Here is a 19311-nt window from a genome sequence, read left to right on the forward strand (position 1 = left end):
TGACACGTCGCGTATCCGGCTGCCTCACAACCACATTAACTCCCCTGCATGGTGCGGATCCGCGCCGCATCTTCTCCCGGCGTCACCCCGAAATAGCGCTTGAATTCGCGACTGAACTGCGATGCGCTTTCGTAGCCCACCTGCATTGCCGCTGCGCTGGCTTTCATGCCGTCGTGAATGATCATCATCCGCGCTTTGTGTAGCCGATAGGTTTTCAGGTACTGCAACGGCGATGTGCTGGTCACTGATTTAAAATTATGGTGAAAAGCAGAGACGCTCATGTTGGCTTCAGCCGCCAGTTGCTCGACATTGAGATTTTCGGTGTACTTATTCTCAATGCGCTTGAGCACACGGCTAATCAGGCTGAAATGGGTCTGACGACTCACCAACGCCAGCAGCGCGCCGCCGCGTGGCCCGATCAGAACATGATAGAGGATTTCACGGATAATCTGTTTACCGAGAATTCGCGCGTCCAGCGGTCGCTCCATGACGTCGAGTAGACGTTCCGCCGCACAGAGGATCTCCTCGGAGAGCGTGGCGGAGTTGATCCCGCTTGCCGCCATCGACGGCTGAAAGTGTTCGTCTTCGCCAATGTCCATCAGCAGCTCCTGCAATTGCAGGATATCGACATTGAGGCGAAATCCGGCGAGCGGTACGTCCTGTGTCGCATAAGTTTCACATTCGAAGGGTAAAGGTACAGTCAGCAGCAGGTATTCATTGGCGTCGTAACGGAAAACCCGCTCATTGATGTAACCAATTTTATGTCCGGAAAAGAGAAATATGATGCCGGGGTCGTACATCACGGGTGTCCGTAAACCCGGTTCTGTACCATACAGCAGACGGATGTCCGGCAGTAACGCACTGAGTTTAGGTTCATTGTTTTTCAACTGCTTAACTTTATCTGTCAGCAGTAAACAGATCTCTTCGCGGTTCATAACGGGTTATTTTCTCAACGGATGACGACGCCTTGATTGTGCGCAAATTTATCGCTTTTCTCCAGTACTCTGGAGAAATGGGCAAGACATTGGCAGAAATGAGCATTGAGAGGATAGCCGCGCACGACCACAATGTTCTCCATCCGGCAGACCCTACCTGCCCTCTTTTTTTACCCACATAAGGGAACGAGCAATGAATAACTTTAATCTGCATACCCCGACCCGCATTCTGTTTGGTAAAGGCGCAATCGCTGAACTGCGCGCACAAATCCCACAGGACGCACGCGTGCTGATCACCTATGGCGGCGGCAGCGTGAAAAAGACTGGCGTACTGGCGCAAGTACAGGATGCGCTTAAAGGCCTGGACGTGCGTGAATTTGGCGGCATTGAACCTAACCCGTCGTATGAAACGCTGATGAACGCCGTCAAAATTGCCCGTGACGAGAACATTACCTTCCTGCTGGCCGTCGGCGGTGGCTCTGTACTTGATGGCACCAAATTCATCGCCGCTGCCGCCCACTATGCGGATGGCATCGATCCGTGGCATATCCTGCAAACCAGCGGGAGTGACATTAAAAGCGCCATCCCGATGGGCTCTGTTCTGACGCTGCCGGCGACCGGTTCTGAATCCAACAAAGGCGCAGTCATCTCGCGAAAAACCACCGGCGACAAGCAGGCCTTCCATTCTGCCCATGTACAACCAGTCTTTGCGGTACTGGATCCGGTGTACACCTACACCCTGCCGCCACGTCAGGTGGCGAATGGCGTGGTTGATGCGTTTGTGCATACCGTCGAGCAGTACGTCACCTATCCGGTTGATGCCAAAATTCAGGATCGCTTCGCGGAGGGCATTCTGCTGACGCTGGTGGAAGATGGTCCGAAGGCGCTGAAAGATCCGGAAAACTACGATGTACGTGCGAACGTCATGTGGGCAGCCACCCAGGCGCTGAACGGCCTGATTGGCGCAGGCGTGCCGCAGGACTGGGCAACCCATATGCTGGGTCATGAACTGACGGCGATGCACGGTCTGGATCACGCTCAAACGCTGGCGGTGGTTCTGCCCGCGCTGTGGAATGAAAAACGCGATACCAAACGAGCCAAACTGCTGCAATATGCTGAGCGCGTGTGGAACATCACCGACGGGTCTGAAGATGAGCGAATTGATGCCGCGATTGCAGCCACCCGTAATTTCTTCGAGCAACTGGGCGTGCCGACTCGCCTGTCTGGCTATGGACTTGACGGCAGTTCAATCCCGGCACTGCTGGCGAAACTTGAAGAACACGGCATGACGCAACTGGGTGAGCACAAAGACATTACCCTGGACGTCAGCCGCCGCATTTACGAGGCAGCCCGCTAAGCTTTTTTCACCTCTGGCTTTCGTTTTTGGGCATTTCGTCCAGACTTAAGTCACCCTACATCACCGGAGTCCCCCTCCGGTGATGAGCACATGAAGGAGGAAAAATGGCAAACCAAACCGTAATTAAGCTTCAGGATGGCAACGTAATGCCCCAACTGGGGTTAGGCGTATGGAAAGCCGGTAACGACGAGGTCGTCTCCGCCATTCATAAAGCACTGGAAGTCGGTTACCGGTCCATCGATACCGCTGCCGCCTACAAAAATGAAGACGGCGTCGGCAAAGCGTTAGCCAGCGCAGGTCTCCCCCGCGATGAACTGTTCATCACCACCAAGCTGTGGAATGACGATCAGAAACGCCCCCGCGACGCATTGATGGAAAGTCTGGAAAAACTCCAGCTCGATTATCTCGATCTGTATCTGATGCACTGGCCGGTTCCGGCAATCGATCACTATGTTTCCGCCTGGCAAGGCATGATCGAGCTGCAAAAAGAGGGACTGATTAAGAGCATCGGTGTGTGTAACTTCCAGGTCAACCATCTCCAGCGTCTGATTGATGAAACGGGCGTCACACCGGTAATTAACCAGATCGAACTGCATCCGCTGATGCAACAGCGCCAGCTCCACGCGTGGAATGCGACGCATAAAATCCAGACGGAGTCCTGGAGCCCGCTGGCACAGGGTGGGGAAGGCGTTTTCGATCAGAAAATCATTCGTGACCTGGCGGATAAATACGGAAAAACCCCGGCACAGATTGTTATCCGCTGGCATCTGGATAACGGCCTGGTGGTGATCCCGAAATCCGTTACGCCATCGCGTATCGCGGAAAACTTTGACGTCTGGGATTTCCGTCTCGACAAAGACGAATTAGGCGAAATTGCCAAACTCGATCGGGGAAAACGCTTAGGTCCCGATCCAGACCAGTTCGGCGGTTAATTCTCTTCCCTCAAGCCCGGCGTTATGTCGGGCTTTTATTTTGTTCATTACTGGCATGTCACCTCGCCGTGTTTGTCCGGCAACGTACAGGTCACGTTAAACTTCCGCCCCTCAAGCGCGTGCGGCCCACCAAAGGCACCGCCTAGTTCAGTTTCATAGTCCTTGCCATTCATACTCACATGTAACGAAGTGTGAAAGTACCAGTCCATCGGGCCTACTGGCAGAAAGAAAGTCCATTTATAGGCAGGCTGAAAGGCAAAACGGCCATTGTCATCAGAGTATGTCTGAATGGACTCTTCTGTACTCACCAGAGTGAGTTCCGCACCTGATACCGGGTTACCCGCGTTATTGACAAGCTGTCCTCCAACCTCGGGCAGTATCTGGTGATGCACCACACAACCACTTTGCAACAGGGCGATCGCCATCACTCCTGCCATTATCCCTGCTTTCATCACCGTCTCCTGAATCGGTTAGTCGTTTGCCAACTACGGATAATAAATTGGCTGCATTAGCAGCCAATTTATCAAACCATGTAACCCGGAAACCTGCTTATCGCCCGGCGACTTTTCCGCGCTTTTTATGGGCTGCTGGCGTCTGACGCTGATGCGCCACCGGCGTGTGCTTGGTCAATGCCGGACGGGTGTGGCGGTTCTGACGACGCGCTTCGCGCATCTCTTCCAGCGTCGGCGCAGGTACCAGGCATTCGCGGCGTCCGCCAATCAGGTGCTTTTTACCCATCTCTTCCAGCGCCTGACGGATCATCGGCCAGTTCGCCGGATCGTGGTAACGCAACAGCGCTTTATGTAAACGACGCTGCTTATCCCCCTTCGGCACCACCACATCTTCACTCTTATAACCAATTTTACCCAGCGGATTTTTGCCGGTGTAATACATGGTGGTCGAGTTAGCCAGCGGCGACGGATAGAAATTCTGCACCTGATCGAGACGGAAGCGATGTTTTTTCAGCCACAACGCCAGATTCACCATATCCTCGTCACGCGTTCCCGGATGCGCGGAGATGAAGTATGGAATCAGATACTGCTCTTTCCCTGCCTGCTTTGAGTAGAGATCGAACAGTTCTTTGAAGCGGTCATAGCTGCCCATACCCGGCTTCATCATCTTCGACAGCGGCCCTTCTTCGGTATGTTCCGGCGCAATCTTCAGATAACCGCCGACGTGGTGGGTCGCCAGCTCTTTGATGTAGCGCGGGTCTTCCACGGCGATGTCGTAACGCACGCCGGATGCGATCAGGATCTTCTTGATGCCTTTCAGATCGCGCGCACGGCGATACAGATTGATCGTCGGCTCGTGGTTGGTATCCATATGCGGACAGATATCGGGATAGACGCACGACAGGCGACGGCAGGTCTGTTCCGCGCGCGGCGATTTGCAGCGCAGCATATACATGTTGGCCGTCGGACCGCCGAGATCGGAGATCACGCCGGTAAAGCCGGGGACGGTATCGCGGATCGCTTCGATCTCATTAATGATCGAATCTTCAGAGCGGCTCTGAATAATGCGCCCTTCGTGTTCGGTGATCGAACAGAACGAGCAGCCACCGAAGCAGCCGCGCATGATGTTGATCGAGAAGCGAATCATCTCATAGGCAGGAATACGACTGTTGCCGTACGCCGGATGCGGCACACGCTTGTACGGCAAAGCAAAAACGCTGTCCATCTCTTCGGTTGAGAGTGGAATTGCCGGCGGGTTAATCCAGATATAACGATCGCCGTGCTTTTGCATCAACGCACGCGCGCAACCCGGGTTGGTTTCATGATGCAGAATGCGCGAGGCGTGGGCATACAGCACTTTATCGCCCTTCACTTTTTCGAAGGACGGCAGCAGAACGTAGGTTTTTTCCCACGGCTTTGGACGCGGCGGCTGCACGGTAACGGCTTTCGCCTCCTGCTTTTTCGGTGCCACCGGTTTATTGTCCGCACACGGCAAATCTTCGCCATACGGATGCGGGATCGGATCGATTTTCCCCGGCGTGTCCAGACGCGTAGAATCGACGCCGCTCCAGCCCGGTAACGCCTCTTTCACCATAATGGCAGTGTTACGCACATCACGGATCTGGTCGATGGTTTCGCCCATCGCCAGTCGGTGCGCTACTTCCACCAGCGGACGCTCACCGTTGCCAAACATCAACATGTCGGCTTTAGAATCCACCAGCACCGAACGGCGTACGGTATCCGACCAGTAATCATAATGCGCGGTACGGCGCAGGCTCGCTTCAATACCGCCGAGGATCACTGGCACATCTTTCCATGCCTCTTTACAGCGCTGGGTATAGACCAGCGTGGCGCGGTCCGGGCGCTTGCCCGCCACGTTATCCGGAGTATAGGCATCATCATGACGCAGGCGGCGATCGGCGGTGTAGCGGTTGATCATTGAGTCCATATTGCCGGCGGTGACGCCGAAGAACAGGTTCGGTTTGCCCAGACGCATAAAGTCGTCTTTGCTGTTCCAGTCCGGCTGCGCAATGATGCCGACACGGAAGCCCTGTGCTTCCAGCATGCGACCACAAATCGCCATACCGAAACTCGGGTGATCGACATACGCATCGCCGGTTACCAGAATAATGTCGCAGCTATCCCAGCCAAGTTGATCCATTTCGTCGCGTGACATCGGCAAAAAAGGAGCAGGACCAAAACAGGCCGCCCAGTACTGAGGCCAGGAGAAGAGATCTCTGTCTGGCTGGATCAGGGATATTGCGCTCATAGTGCTTCCAAAAATGGTAAAAAAATAATCAAAGGCCGGCGATTATATGCCGGAACGAAAGAGAAATCGAAGGATAATCTCTCTCGCCTGTCAGCGAGAGAGAGGAGGATTACGCCGCCGGATTCACTAAAATTTGACCGATGGATCCCCGGTCCGCCATTTCCAGCGTCTGGCTGTGGAAGTAAAACGGGAAATGCGCCCACGACGGCTGCCCGTAATACACCAGCAGCTCTACCTGCCCATCCACCCAGACCGTGTCTTTCCAGCCACGATCTTCCGGGAACGGCATCGCACCGTTAACATTTCGCACGAGAAACGAAACGCCTTCGATGTGAAACGATTGTGGCATATCGGCCCGCACCGTCCAGCGCTCCCAGGAGCCCTGCTGGGCGGTGATATCAATGCGGTTGACATCCCATAACTGGCCGTTGATGCCTGGATCGTCGCCCAGACTGATATCGCGACTGCGAATTGGCGTACCGCTCATGATCTCGGTCGGCAGCAGGCGCATCGGCAGGCTGTCGGTCACCAGCGGCAGCAGACCGGTTGGGCGCAACGTTAACACCAGCGTGGACACCAGAATGCTCGACGGTTCGAAGAACCCCCGGATTCGGTCAACAATGCTCGCCGCCTCGCCGCAGGTAATCGACACTTCATCGCCATTGGTCATATCAACCAGAATTTCGCGGCGCTCACCGGGCGCCAGCGACAACTGTTTTACCGACACCGGCGCAGGCAAAAAGCCCTGATCGCCGGAGATGACATGTAGCGCGCGACCATCGCTCATCTGCAACTGATAACGACGGGAGTTAGAGGCATTCAGCAGGCGCAGGCGTACCCAGCCACGGGACACTTCCACGTAAGGACTTTGCACCCCGTTGACCAACAGCGTATCGCCAACAAAACCACCGCTGCCTGGTTCGCTGTATTCCGGCGTGCCAAAGTTATCCAGCCGCTTGTCCTGAATAATAATCGGGAAGTCATCGACGCCGTAATGGTTCGGGATCGGCAGCGATTTACTGACCTCATCTTCAACCAGCCACATCCCGGCCAGGCCATTGTAGACCTGTTGCGCGGTACGGTTCGGCGTATTGGCGTGATACCACAGCGTGGCGGCGTTTTGACGGATAGGCAGCACGGGCGCCCAGTCGGCATTTGGCGACATCATGCGCGCCGGACCGCCCATCAGCGGACCCGGCACCTGTAAACCGGCGATTGTCATCGAGACATTTTCAGCCAGACGGTTACTGTAAATCAGCTTAACGTCATCCCCTTTCCAGACGCGGATCGTCGGTCCGAGATAACGCCCGTTAACGCCCCAGACCGGCGCGCGCGTCCCCTGGGTAAAGGACCAGTGCGAACGCTGCAGCGTCATAAATAACGGCTGGCCCCGACGTGACTCCAGTAGCGGCGGGACGGGCAGCGGCTGTTGCTGACCGGCAGCATTGGCCCTCAGCGGAACAGCACCGGCACACAGCACGATCCCCGATGCCTGAATGAACTGACGCCGACTGAATGACATATATGCTCCATGTAAAACTGGCTAAATTACGGGCAGGAACTCGTTTCCTGCAAAAAACTCGTCATACTCTACGCTGCAGAAACATTGGCTTGCAGCGTGAATGAGTAAGCGTTTATCGCTGAATCACACTTTTCCGGCGGCTTCGCGCTCGGCAACTTCTTTATCGAGTTCAGCAATCTTTTGTTCCATCAACGAGCGGCAGTGCGCAGCCAGTTCACGAACCTGATCTTTACCATACTGACTGATATCCACCGGCGGCAGCATTTCCACGATCACCAGACCATTCTTCAGGCGATTCAGGTTAATTTTATTCGAGGTATTGGAAACGCACACCGGAATAATCGGGACGCCAGCCGCAATCGCGGCATGAAACGCGCCGGTTTTAAATGGCAGCAGGCCACGCCCCCGGCTGCGGGTGCCTTCCGGGAACATCCAGATAGAGATACGACGCTTTTTAAAATGGTTCACCACTTCAGCAATCGTGCCGTGCGCTTTTGCGCGGTTATTACGGTCGATCAGCAGGTTTCCCGTCAGCCAGTACAACTGACCAAAAAACGGGATCCACAGCAGGCTTTTCTTCCCGACGGTCACGGTCGGCGGCTGCACGATATTCGCGGCAGTCACCATATCGTAGTTATTCTGATGGTTAGCGATATAGATAGCATTGCCGTAGCGTTCCGCATCCGCGGGTTTACGGCACTCCACCTTCAGGCCGAACAGCGGCGCCAGGCGACCAAACATGTGCCCGAAGGTCGCGACGTGTTTTGGGTTACGCGGGCTGAGCAAGCAGTAAAGAGAACCGAAAACACAAACCAGGATGGAATAGATTACGGTAATAATAAGTCGAAAAATAAATAGCATAACAACCTCTGAAGGCCTAAGAGCCCGGGATTCTACGTCACCTGCTATCAGGTTAGGGTATTGTTAATGTGGCTCTCTGGAAAACTGTATTGTTAATCGCGACTCACGAATAAACAACGGTTTTACGGGAAATATTACTGTCATCCGGCAGGAACGAAGGCACGTCCCTTGTGGACTGGCACGTCTTATCCAGTCCACAAGGGGCATCTGCGTGGGCCGGATAAGGCAAAGCCGCCATCCGGCCCACGCAAATTACTCTTCGCTGTCGCCGCTGCTGGCGCGACGCGGCGAATCAATGTCGATGCGATCGATGCGTTGCAAACCGCGCATCAACGTTCCACGACGACCGCGCTCACCGGTCACTTTCTGCAACTCTTCCGGACGCAGCTTAATTTTTCGTTTCCCGACGTGAATAGTCAGCGTACTTTGCGGCGGTAGAACGTAGAGCAGCGCCAGCGCATCATCACCCCGTGCAGCGTCTGCGGACGGAATGTTGATGATCTTATTGCCTTTACCTTTCGACAACTGTGGCAGATCGCTGACCGGGAACATCAGCATACGTCCGGCTGTCGTTATCGCCAGCAGCATGTCCGTTTCATCTTCAATCACCACAGGCGGCATGACGCGGGCGTTTTCCGGTAGCGTAATGAGCGTCTTACCGGCACGGTTGCGCGCCACCAGATCGTTGAACGTACAGACGAAACCGTAACCCGCATCCGATGCCATCAGCAGTTTCTGCTCATCGCCTTCCATCAGCATATGCTCAACGGTCGCGCCTGGCGGCAGCGTCAGTTTGCCGGTCAACGGTTCGCCCTGACCGCGCGCCGACGGTAAGGTGATCGGATCAATGGCGTAACTGCGCCCGGTGGTATCGATAAACACTACCGGCTGGTTGCTCTTACCTTTCACTGCGGATTTAAAGCTGTCGCCCGCTTTGTAATTCAGTCCCTGCGCGTCAATATCATGACCTTTGGCACTACGCACCCAGCCCATCTGCGACAGCACAATCGTGACCGGCTCAGACGGCAGCATGTCGTGTTCGCTCATCGCTTTCGCTTCTTCACGTTCGCGCAGCGGCGAACGACGATCGTCGCCATAGGCGTCGGCATCAGCCTGCAGCTCTTTCTTCAGCAGGGTATTCATTTTGCGTTCAGACGCGAGGATCGCTTGCAACTGATCGCGCTCTTTCGCCAGTTCATCCTGCTCACCGCGAATCTTCATCTCTTCCAGTTTGGCGAGATGACGCAATTTCAGTTCGAGGATTGCTTCGGCCTGCGTTTCGGTAATACCAAAACGCGACATCAGCGCGGGTTTAGGCTCATCTTCCGTACGGATGATCTCAATGACTTCGTCGATATTGAGAAACGCCACCAGTAAACCTTCCAGGATATGCAGGCGTTTGAGGACTTTCTCCAGACGATAGTTCAGGCGGCGACGTACGGTATCACGGCGGAATGCCAGCCATTCGGTGAGGATCTCCAGCAGGTTTTTCACCGCCGGACGCCCATCAAGACCGATCATATTGAGGTTAATGCGATAGCTCTTTTCCAGATCGGTGGTGGCAAACAGGTGGTTCATCACCTGCTCCATGTCCACACGGTTGGAACGCGGCACCACCACCAGACGGGTCGGGTTTTCGTGATCGGATTCATCGCGCAGATCGTCAACCATCGGCAGCTTTTTATTGCGCATCTGGGCCGCGATTTGCTCCAGCACGCGCGCGCCGGAAACCTGGTGCGGCAGCGCAGTAATCACCACCGCGCCGTCTTCTTTCTTCCACACCGCGCGCATGCGCACGGAGCCGCGCCCGTTTTCATAAATCTTACGGATTTCGGCGCGCGGGGTAATGATTTCCGCTTCGGTCGGGTAGTCCGGGCCGTGGACAATATCCAGCAGCGCGTCCAGCGTCGTTTTCGGCTGCTCAATCAGAGCGATCGCGGCTTTTGCCACTTCGCGCAGGTTGTGCGGCGGAATATCGGTCGCCATGCCGACAGCGATGCCGGTCGTGCCGTTAAGCAGGATGTTCGGCAGACGCGCAGGCAACATTTTCGGCTCCTGCATCGTTCCGTCGAAGTTTGGCACCCAGTCAGCGGTTCCCTGACCGAGTTCGCTCAACAGCAGTTCGGCGTATTTTGACAGGCGGGATTCGGTATAACGCATCGCCGCGAAGGATTTCGGATCGTCCGGCGCCCCCCAGTTTCCCTGGCCATCGACCAGCGGATAACGGTAAGAGAATGGCTGCGCCATCAGCACCATGGCCTCATAGCAGGCACTGTCTCCGTGCGGGTGGTATTTACCCAGCACGTCGCCGACGGTACGGGCGGATTTTTTAAATTTGGCGCTGGCATTCAGCCCCAGCTCTGACATCGCATAGACGATGCGGCGCTGAACGGGTTTCAGACCATCACCAATAAACGGCAACGCCCTGTCCATGATGACGTACATGGAGTAATTCAGATAGGCGTTTTCCGTGAATTCATGCAGCGCAAGGCGCTCTGCCATATCGCTCATTAATCGTGATTCCTCAACTGTAAGCCCGCCAGATACGCAGTATCTTTTCAGGCAATATTGCCGCAGATACTACCTTATCTGACGCGTTGAGTCACAAAGAAAAGGGCCGCGAACGCGGCCCTGATGGGGATTATTTACTGACTTTACTGATTTGCTTCACGTCAATTTCCACGGAATTCCAGTCTTTGTCCACTTCCCCTTGAATTTCAACGGTATCCTGCGGGGTGACCGTTACGCCGTTCCAGCGTTTGTGGTCGATATCGACATTGATGGTGCCTGTCGCGTCTTTAAACAGATAGAGGTCATCGGAAATGCGTTCAACGATGCTGCCGCGCAACGTCACCCATGTGTCATCACGCATGGATTTCGCACTTTCTACCGTCGTGCTACTGCCGTTTGGTCCCTGGAAGCCGCCGCTCTGCGTTTGTGTCGCGGACGGGCCAGAAAAACCACCCTGCTGCGCTGCCAAAACCGGTGCAGAGCAGAGCGCCATAACGGCAACAATTGTAGCCAGTTTTTTCATGATCATTTCTCCCTTTGATGTCACTTGATATCCATTAAACACGCTAATCCTTAACGAGTTCTTAAGGCAAAAAAAAGTCTCATTTTTGCTGTACAACGCGTGCGACATCGCGGTTTACTTGCCTTTATGCCAACGGATGCAGGGATGAAGCGATGCGAATTTTACTGATTGAAGATGATGCGTTGATTGGCGACGGCATTAAGACCGGATTGAGTAAAATGGGTTTTAGTGTCGACTGGTTTACCGATGGTCGTCAGGGAAAAGAAGCGCTCTACAGCGCACCTTACGATGCGGTGATCCTCGACCTCACGCTGCCGGGAATGGACGGGCGCGATATTCTGCGCGACTGGCGCGAACAAGGGAAGCGCGAGCCAGTGCTGATCCTCACCGCACGCGATGCGCTGGCCGAGCGCGTAGAAGGACTTCGTCTCGGCGCGGATGATTATCTGTGTAAGCCCTTTGCGCTGATAGAAGTCGCCGCCAGGCTGGAGGCGTTGATGCGTCGCGCCAGCGGTCAGGCCAGCAGTGAATTACGCCACGGGCGGGTGATCTTAAGCCCCGGCGATCGGGTCGCGACGCTGGGGGGTGAGCCGCTGATACTCAAGCCAAAAGAATTTGCGCTTCTGGAGTTGCTGATGCGCAATGCCGGACGCGTTCTGCCACGCAAGCTCATTGAAGAGAAGCTGTATAACTGGGACGAAGAGGTCACCAGCAATGCCGTTGAAGTGCACGTACACCATCTGCGGCGCAAACTGGGCAGCGATTTCATTCGCACTGTCCATGGCATCGGCTACACGCTTGGCGAGGCTTCATCGTGACGCGGCAACTCAGCCTGCGCGTCAGGCTAACCCTCATCTTTCTGATACTGGCAGCCTTTACCTGGGCAGCATCGAGTTTTGTCGCCTGGAAGAAAACAACCGATAACGTCGATGAACTGTTTGATACGCAGTTGATGCTCTTCGCCAAACGCCTGATTACGCTTGATATCAATGAATTACACGCCACCGAACGGATGGCGCATACACCGAAGAAATTCAAGCACGGTCATGTTGATGATGATGTACTGACCTTTGCCGTCTATACCACAGATGGCAAGATGGTGCTGCACGACGGCGACAATGGGCAGAACATCCCCTATAGCTACCGTCGGGAAGGGTTTGATGACGGTCAGCTCAACGGCGATGACGATAAATGGCGTTTTATCTGGCTGACGTCCGCCGATGGCAAGTACCGCATCGTGGTCGGTCAGGAGTGGGAATACCGTGAAGATATGGCGCTGGCGATTGTGATGGCGCAACTGGTTCCCTGGCTTATCGCTCTGCCGCTGATGCTGCTGTTGTTGATTATGCTGCTACATCGGGAACTTATGCCGCTGAAAAAGCTGGCGCTGGCGTTGCGCTTGCGCGATCCGGAATCCAGCGAGCCACTCAGTTCGCGTGGCGTACCGAGCGAGGTGCGCCCGCTGGTCGAATCGCTCAACCAGCTTTTCACCCGCATCCATAAGATGATGGTTCGCGAACGGCGCTTTACCTCAGACGCCGCCCACGAACTGCGTAGTCCGTTAACGGCGCTGAAAGTTCAGACGGAGGTCGCACAGCTTTCCGATGATGATCCACAGGCACGCGCGAAAGCGCTGATGCAACTCCACACGGGCATCGATCGCGCCACACGTCTTGTCGATCAGTTGCTGACGCTTTCCCGCCTCGATTCGCTGGATAACCTCCAGGATGTCACCACGCTCTCACTTGAAGAAGTGCTTCAGTCTGCGGTGATGGACATCTGGCAACCTGCGCAGCAGGCGCAGATCGATATGCGTTTACAGATTAACGCCCACAATGTGACGCGCACCGGACAACCGCTGCTGCTCAGCCTGCTGGTGCGCAATCTGCTGGATAATGCCATCCGCTACAGCCCGAAAGGCAGCGTGGTTGATGTCACGCTTGATGCCAGGCAGTTGACTGTCAGAGATAACGGTCCCGGTGTCGCAGCGGAAGTTCTGCCCCACATTGGTGAGCGCTTTTATCGTCCACCGGGCCAACATGTGACTGGCAGCGGGCTGGGCCTGTCGATTGTCCGCCGTATTGCCGCCCTGCACGGCATGACGGTGTCGTTTGGCAATGCGCCAGACGGCGGTTTTATCGCGACAGTACGCTGGTAATCGTCGATTATTGCGTCAGATGCAAAAGACTTTGCACATTTTGCTAATTTCACCCTACCGCCTGTTGACGTAAAATTAGTCTCAAACGTATTTCTGAGAGGATTAACAATGAGCAATATCCTGATTATCAACGGCGCGAAAAAATTCGCACACTCCAACGGCCAATTGAACGACACCCTGACGGAAGTCGCTGACGGCACGCTGCGCGATCTCGGGCATAGCGTCAAAATCGTCCGCGCTGACGGTGATTACGACGTGAAAGAAGAAGTGCAGAACTTCGTCTGGGCTGATGTGGTGATTTGGCAGATGCCAGGCTGGTGGATGGGTGCGCCGTGGACCGTGAAAAAATACATTGATGACGTGTTCACCGAAGGTCACGGCACACTGTATGCCAGCGATGGTCGTACTCGCTCAGATGCCTCGAAAAAATACGGTTCCGGCGGCCTGATTCAGGGGAAAAAATACATGCTTTCTCTGACCTGGAACGCGCCGATGGAAGCCTTCACCGACAAAGATCAGTTCTTCCATGGCGTGGGCGTGGATGGCGTTTATCTGCCGTTCCATAAGGCGAATCAATTCCTTGGAATGGAAGCGCTGCCAACCTTTATTACCAATGACGTTATTAAAATGCCGGATGTACCACGTTCTGTTGCAGAATATCGCGAGCATCTGCAGGCGATTTTTGGTTAACTAGTAATCTGGAATTAGAAGGAGTTAACCATGCTTACAGTTATTGCTGAAATCCGCACCCGTCCAGGGCAACATCACCGTCAGGCCGTCCTCGATCAGTTTGCGAAAATTGTTCCTGTCGTATTGAAAGAAGAAGGCTGCCACGGCTACGCGCCGATGGTAGATCATGCGGCAAACGTAAGTTTCCAGACCATGGCGCCTGATTCAATCGTGATGATTGAGCAGTGGGAAACCATCGCGCATCTTGAAGCGCACCTGCAGACCCCGCATATGAAAGCCTACAGCGAAGCCGTTAAAGGTGACGTGCTGGATATGAATATTCGTATTCTGGAATCTGGTATTTAATCATACCGCGTTGCGCCGGGTCCGCCATCAATGTCAGACCCGGCAAAAGCGGCCTCAGGGCAGCGCTTTTTTCAGTCTCCGCACCGCTTCTTCCAGCTCATCCGCCGTTGGCGTAGCAAAAGACATACGTAATGTGCGTTTGTCCGGATTACCACAGAAGAAAAACTCTCCCGGCACGAACACCACCTTTTCCTGCAATGTGCGAGAAAGCCAGGCCGTGGTATCGAAATCGTAACGGAACGTCCCCCACAGGAACATTCCCCCCTGCGGCATATGGAATGAGATATGCTCACCCAGCTCGCTGCGAATCGCATCTGCCAGCACATTGCACTTCTCACGGTACGACTGGCGAATGAGCTGAATTTGATCTTCCAGACGATCTAACATCAAATAGCTGGCTGCCATCGCCTGCGAATGCGCGCTGGTATGCAGATCGGTCGCCTGCTTAACGATGGTCGCTTTTTGTCTGATCCATTCCGGTAGTACCACCCAACCCACGCGCAGGCCTGGAGCCAGAATCTTGGAAAAGGTCGAGGTATAAATCACTCGCTCAGGGCATCCGCTCTCCCGGGCATGCTGGGACAGGGTTTTATAGGTCTCGTCGGTGAAATTGATTTCACCGTAGGGATCGTCTTCGATGATGGCAAAGTCATGCTGCTTCGCCAGTTGAACCAACTTCTGACGACGAGAATCACTGAGGACCACACCACCGGGGTTCCCAAACGTCGGCACGATATAGACAAACTTGATCGTATTGTTCTGTAGCAATACTTCCAGATCGTCCACGATCATGCCGTCTTGATCGGTGCCAACAGACAGAATATCCGCCTGAGACAGTTGCAGCACCTGCAAAGCGGCAAGATAGGTTGGACGTTCTACCACCACTTTATCGCCCGGATTGATCAGCGTTCTCGCCAGAATATCCAGCGACTGCTGTGACCCATTGGTCACCAGGATGGCGTCAGACGAGGCCTGAATGCCTCGGTTCTGGCACAACCGTACGATCGCTTCCCGCAGAGGCGGAAAACCTTCACTCAGACCGTACTGGAACGCATCCTGAAACTGGTTTTCCATCATGTTGCGCGTGGCCATTTCCAGCCCTGTTTTATCAAACAGTTCCGGGCTGGGAATGCCGCCGCCCAGCGATATCACGCCAGGCATTTTGCTATGTTTGAGTAATTCCCTGATAGCGGAGGGTTTAAGGGCGTCAACGCTCTTAGACAGATGTGTGTTGTTCATCCTGTTTCCTTATTATGTATTTTTGGCGTCCGTCCCCGGTCCTTGCCATAGCGTAAATCCGCGTTCTCGCCTCGATTGAGACTAATAGACCTCTCTGGCAAGATCAATCAGATATCATAATGGCAAAAGGGTAAGCCATAGAGGCTTACCCTTTGATCAACAGAGGAACTCACGATTACCCGTCGATATCCGCGAGGTCGCCTTTTTCCTGCAACCAGTTGCGGCGATCTTCAGAGCGTTTCTTCGCCAGCAGCATATCCATCATGGCGTTTGTACGCTGGTCGTCCTCATCATCGATGACGAGTTGGACCAGACGACGTGTGTTAGGATCCAGCGTGGTTTCGCGCAACTGCATTGGATTCATTTCGCCCAGCCCTTTAAAGCGCTGTACGTTTGGCTTGCCTTTCTTGCGCTTCAACTGTTCCAGTACGCCCGCCTTCTCTTCTTCCGTCAGCGCGTAATAGACCTCTTTGCCGAGATCGATACGGTACAACGGCGGCAGCGCGACATAGACATGTCCGTGTTTCACCAGCGTGCGGAAATGTTTCACAAACAGGGCGCAAAGCAGCGTGGCGATATGCAGACCATCGGAATCTGCATCCGCCAGAATACAAATCTTGCCGTAACGTAACTGGCTCAGATCGTCGCTGTCCGGATCGATACCGATCGCAACAGAAATATCGTGCACTTCCTGCGAGGCCAGGACTTCATCTGAAGAGACTTCCCAGGTGTTCAGGATCTTACCCTTAAGCGGCATGATCGCCTGATATTCACGATCGCGTGCCTGCTTGGCGGAGCCGCCCGCCGAGTCCCCTTCCACCAGGAACAGTTCGGTACGATTCAGATCCTGCGCGGTGCAGTCCGCCAGTTTCCCCGGCAGCGCCGGACCGCTGGTCAGTTTTTTACGCACCACTTTCTTCGCCGCACGCAGTCGACGCTGGGCGCTGGAGATCACCATCTCCGCCAGCAGTTCGGCTGACTGAACGTTCTGGTTCAGCCACAGGCTGAAGGCATCTTTCACCACGCCGGAGACAAATGCCGCACACTGACGTGACGACAGACGTTCTTTGGTTTGTCCGGCAAACTGCGGATCCTGCATTTTCACCGACAGCACGTAAGCGCAGCGATCCCAGATATCTTCCGCCGAGAGCTTCACGCCACGTGGCAGAATGTTGCGGTATTCGCAGAACTCACGCATCGCGTCGAGCAGCCCCTGACGCAGACCGTTCACGTGCGTCCCGCCCTGCATGGTCGGGATCAGGTTCACATAGCTTTCGGTTAGCAGTTCGCCACCTTCTGGTAGCCACAGCAGCGCCCAGTCGACCGTCTCTGTATCCCCGGAAAAATTGCCGATGAACGGTTTTTCCGGCAGCGTCGGCAGGCCGTTTACCGCTTCGCCCAGATAGTCGTTCAGACCATCCTGATAGCACCAGCGCTGTTCGCTGTTATTGACTTCATCTTTAAAGGTGATTTCAACGCCAGGGCACAGCACGGCTTTGGCTTTCAGCACGTGCGTTAATCGCGAGACGGAAAAGCGCGGACTGTCGAAAAAGGTTTCGTCCGGCCAGAAATGGACGCTGGTGCCGGTATTACGCTTGCCGCAGTTGCCAACAACCTGCAAATCCTGAACCTTCTCGCCGTTCTCAAACGCAATGTTATACACCTGACCATCACGACGCACGTTTACTTCCACGCGCTTCGACAGGGCGTTCACTACAGAGATCCCCACGCCGTGCAGGCCACCGGAGAACTGATAGTTCTTGTTCGAGAACTTGCCGCCTGCATGCAGCCGACAAAGGATCAATTCAACCGCCGGAACGCCCTCTTCCGGGTGAATGTCCACGGGCATGCCGCGACCGTCATCGATAACTTCCAGAGATTGATCGGCATGTAAAATCACATCCACGCGTTTCGCGTGGCCTGCCAGTGCTTCATCGACACTGTTATCAATCACTTCCTGCCCAAGATGGTTGGGGCGGGTCGTATCGGTATACATCCCTGGGCGACGGCGTACCGGCTCAAGCCCAGTGAGTACCTCAATGGCATCAGCGTTATAAGTTTGCGTCATGGTTTTAATAGCAATTCGAAATGATTGTCAGCAACTGTGCAGTCCAAGGAAATCGACAATCGGGTTGAAATAATCTTCGAAGCCCGTGAAAGCATGGTTTCCACCTTCAATAACAGTCTGGCGGCAAGAAGCGTAATACGCCACTGCCTGGCGGTAGTCCAGCACTTCATCTCCCGTCTGTTGCAGCAGCCAGATTAAATCTGACGCTTCCAGCGGGTCGATCTGCATGACTTTAAGATCGTAAATATGGCGTGACTCTAGCACATATTGCTGCCCCGTGTAGGGGTTCTCGTTCTGACCGAGGTAGTCGATCAACAGTTCAAATGGCCGGACAGCTGGATTGACAACTACCGCAGGCAGCATAAAGCACTGCGACAGCCAGGTGGCGTAATAACCGCCTAATGACGATCCCACCACGCCCAGCGCCTCGCCGCCGTGCTCCAGCACGATAGATTCCAGCATCTCTGCGGCATCGGCCGGATATGGCGGCAGCTGCGGCACAATCATCTCGACATGAGGATACTGTTCGCGCAGCCAGTTTTTCAGCAGACAGGCCTTCGCCGAACGAGGCGAACTATTAAAGCCGTGCAGATAAAGAAGCGTAGACATCAGTAGCCTTCAGAAGCGGTATCAGGTCGGAACTCAGTACCCTGCAAACGACAGACGTCTGTTTTCAACGTACCGTCGGCAAACAGCTCCAGCGTACGCCAGCCTGGACCGATGCTATCAAGGGTAAAGTTCGCACAATGAGGTTTAAACTGAACGCAGGTGGAGGGCGTTGCCAGAAGACGACGACCATTCCAGTCGAGATCCAGTTCCTGATGAATATGCCCGCAAAGTAAATATTTCACACGCGGATAATTCACCAGCACGTTGTCCAGTTCGGCCGCGTTACGCAGGCTATGTTGATCCAGCCAACTGCATCCCGCAGGCATGGGGTGATGATGCAGAAGCAGCAGAGTGTGACGCTCAGGGTCCGCAGCAAGTTTACGCTCCAGCCACTCGAGCTGAAATTCACTCAGTTCGCCGTGAGGCACGCCGAAGACCTGACTGTCCAGCAGCAGGATTTGCCACTGTTCACCAACCATGACGCATTTTGCCGGGGAAATCCCCGCCTCTTGTAACGCGCTGTACATCGCAGGCTGGAAGTCATGATTGCCGGGCAACCAAACGCAAGGCGCACGAAAGCTTGCGATACCTTCAGCAAAGTGCTGATAGGCCGCAGCGGTTTGATCCTGAGCTAAATCACCTGTCGCCACGATCAGATCGTATTCCTGCCCCTCGGCATGAATGGCATCCAACACGGCCTGGTAGCTTTCCCAGGTGTTTACGCCCAATAGCGTTTCGTGCTTTTCGGCAAACAGGTGAGTATCAGTAATTTGCAAGATCCTGACTCTGGCCTCACCAGCCAGAGAGAGGTTTAACAGGCTTTCCAAATGGTGTCCTTAG

General features: G+C 54.6%; 17 protein-coding genes. 6 read left to right on the top strand and 11 right to left on the bottom strand.

The genetic code is table 11. The features are described from left to right. Window positions 1-35: 35 nt before the first annotated feature. On the bottom strand, window positions 36-935 hold the full coding sequence (locus KE671_RS11270; RefSeq protein WP_206163029.1) for an AraC family transcriptional regulator: 900 nt from the start codon (window positions 933-935) through the stop codon (window positions 36-38). 193 nt (window positions 936-1128) lie between these two features. On the opposite strand from KE671_RS11270, the gene yqhD reads away from it, so the two are divergent. Both yqhD and dkgA read left to right on the top strand, forming a co-directional pair. Next, complete coding sequence (yqhD, locus tag KE671_RS11275; protein WP_206163030.1) at window positions 1129-2292, top strand: alcohol dehydrogenase; 1164 nt, start codon at window positions 1129-1131, stop codon at window positions 2290-2292. Window positions 2293-2396: 104 nt separating this feature from the next. After that, window positions 2397-3224, top strand: coding sequence for a 2,5-didehydrogluconate reductase DkgA (gene dkgA, locus KE671_RS11280; protein ID WP_206163031.1), 828 nt, complete (start codon window positions 2397-2399; stop codon window positions 3222-3224). Between the two features lie 47 nt (window positions 3225-3271). Here the strand turns inward: dkgA and KE671_RS11285 are convergent, their stop codons facing one another. The 6 genes from KE671_RS11285 to KE671_RS11310 all read right to left on the bottom strand — a co-directional run bounded on the left by KE671_RS11285 (window position 3272) and on the right by KE671_RS11310 (window position 11362). Further along, window positions 3272-3676, bottom strand: coding sequence for a carboxypeptidase-like regulatory domain-containing protein (locus tag KE671_RS11285; RefSeq protein WP_206163032.1), 405 nt, complete (start codon window positions 3674-3676; stop codon window positions 3272-3274). A 97-nt stretch (window positions 3677-3773) separates the two neighbouring features. Further along, window positions 3774-5945, bottom strand: a complete 2172-nt coding sequence (locus tag KE671_RS11290; protein ID WP_206163033.1) for a YgiQ family radical SAM protein — start codon at window positions 5943-5945, stop codon at window positions 3774-3776. 109 nt (window positions 5946-6054) lie between these two features. Next, window positions 6055-7467 carry a cell division protein FtsP gene (gene ftsP, locus KE671_RS11295; protein WP_206163034.1) on the bottom strand — a complete coding sequence of 471 codons (1413 nt, stop codon included), beginning with the start codon at window positions 7465-7467 and terminating at the stop codon, window positions 6055-6057. A 123-nt stretch (window positions 7468-7590) separates the two neighbouring features. After that, the gene (plsC, locus tag KE671_RS11300) at window positions 7591-8328 is read right to left on the bottom strand and encodes a 1-acylglycerol-3-phosphate O-acyltransferase (RefSeq protein ID WP_206163035.1); all 738 of its coding nucleotides are present in this window, start codon (window positions 8326-8328) and stop codon (window positions 7591-7593) included. A 252-nt stretch (window positions 8329-8580) separates the two neighbouring features. Continuing rightward, entirely contained in the window at window positions 8581-10839 is a 2259-nt protein-coding gene (gene parC, locus KE671_RS11305; protein WP_206163036.1) for a DNA topoisomerase IV subunit A, read from the bottom strand. A gap of 130 nt (window positions 10840-10969) precedes the next feature. Beyond that, window positions 10970-11362 carry a YgiW/YdeI family stress tolerance OB fold protein gene (locus KE671_RS11310; protein WP_206163037.1) on the bottom strand — a complete coding sequence of 131 codons (393 nt, stop codon included), beginning with the start codon at window positions 11360-11362 and terminating at the stop codon, window positions 10970-10972. A gap of 152 nt (window positions 11363-11514) precedes the next feature. Here KE671_RS11310 and qseB point away from each other — a divergent pair, with 152 nt between their 5' ends. From qseB to KE671_RS11330, 4 genes are all read left to right on the top strand, one after another. Next, the gene (qseB, locus tag KE671_RS11315; RefSeq protein WP_206163038.1) at window positions 11515-12180 is read left to right on the top strand and encodes a quorum sensing response regulator transcription factor QseB; all 666 of its coding nucleotides are present in this window, start codon (window positions 11515-11517) and stop codon (window positions 12178-12180) included. After that, complete coding sequence (gene qseC, locus KE671_RS11320; protein WP_283093114.1) at window positions 12174-13520, top strand: quorum sensing histidine kinase QseC; 1347 nt, start codon at window positions 12174-12176, stop codon at window positions 13518-13520. Before qseB ends, qseC begins: the two co-directional genes overlap by 7 nt. A gap of 108 nt (window positions 13521-13628) precedes the next feature. Beyond that, window positions 13629-14210, top strand: coding sequence for an NAD(P)H-dependent oxidoreductase (locus KE671_RS11325; protein ID WP_206163040.1), 582 nt, complete (start codon window positions 13629-13631; stop codon window positions 14208-14210). 30 nt (window positions 14211-14240) lie between these two features. Next, window positions 14241-14555: a putative quinol monooxygenase gene (locus KE671_RS11330; RefSeq protein WP_206163041.1), complete on the top strand. Its 315-nt coding sequence runs from the start codon at window positions 14241-14243 to the stop codon at window positions 14553-14555. A gap of 54 nt (window positions 14556-14609) precedes the next feature. Here KE671_RS11330 and KE671_RS11335 read toward each other — a convergent pair whose 3' ends face one another. The 4 genes from KE671_RS11335 to cpdA form a co-directional block, all read right to left on the bottom strand. Next, entirely contained in the window at window positions 14610-15794 is a 1185-nt protein-coding gene (locus KE671_RS11335; protein ID WP_206163042.1) for a PLP-dependent aminotransferase family protein, read from the bottom strand. A gap of 175 nt (window positions 15795-15969) precedes the next feature. Continuing rightward, a complete protein-coding gene (gene parE, locus KE671_RS11340) occupies window positions 15970-17862 on the bottom strand; it encodes a DNA topoisomerase IV subunit B (protein WP_206163043.1) in 1893 nt (630 codons plus the stop codon). A gap of 27 nt (window positions 17863-17889) precedes the next feature. Then, on the bottom strand, window positions 17890-18471 hold the full coding sequence (gene yqiA, locus KE671_RS11345; RefSeq protein WP_042324257.1) for an esterase YqiA: 582 nt from the start codon (window positions 18469-18471) through the stop codon (window positions 17890-17892). Continuing rightward, window positions 18471-19298 carry a 3',5'-cyclic-AMP phosphodiesterase gene (gene cpdA / locus KE671_RS11350; RefSeq protein WP_206163044.1) on the bottom strand — a complete coding sequence of 276 codons (828 nt, stop codon included), beginning with the start codon at window positions 19296-19298 and terminating at the stop codon, window positions 18471-18473. Before cpdA ends, yqiA begins: the two co-directional genes overlap by 1 nt. Window positions 19299-19311 lie beyond the last annotated feature (13 nt).

It is taken from the genome of Citrobacter amalonaticus (assembly GCF_018252635.1).
Classification (GTDB): domain Bacteria; phylum Pseudomonadota; class Gammaproteobacteria; order Enterobacterales; family Enterobacteriaceae; genus Citrobacter_A; species Citrobacter_A amalonaticus_E.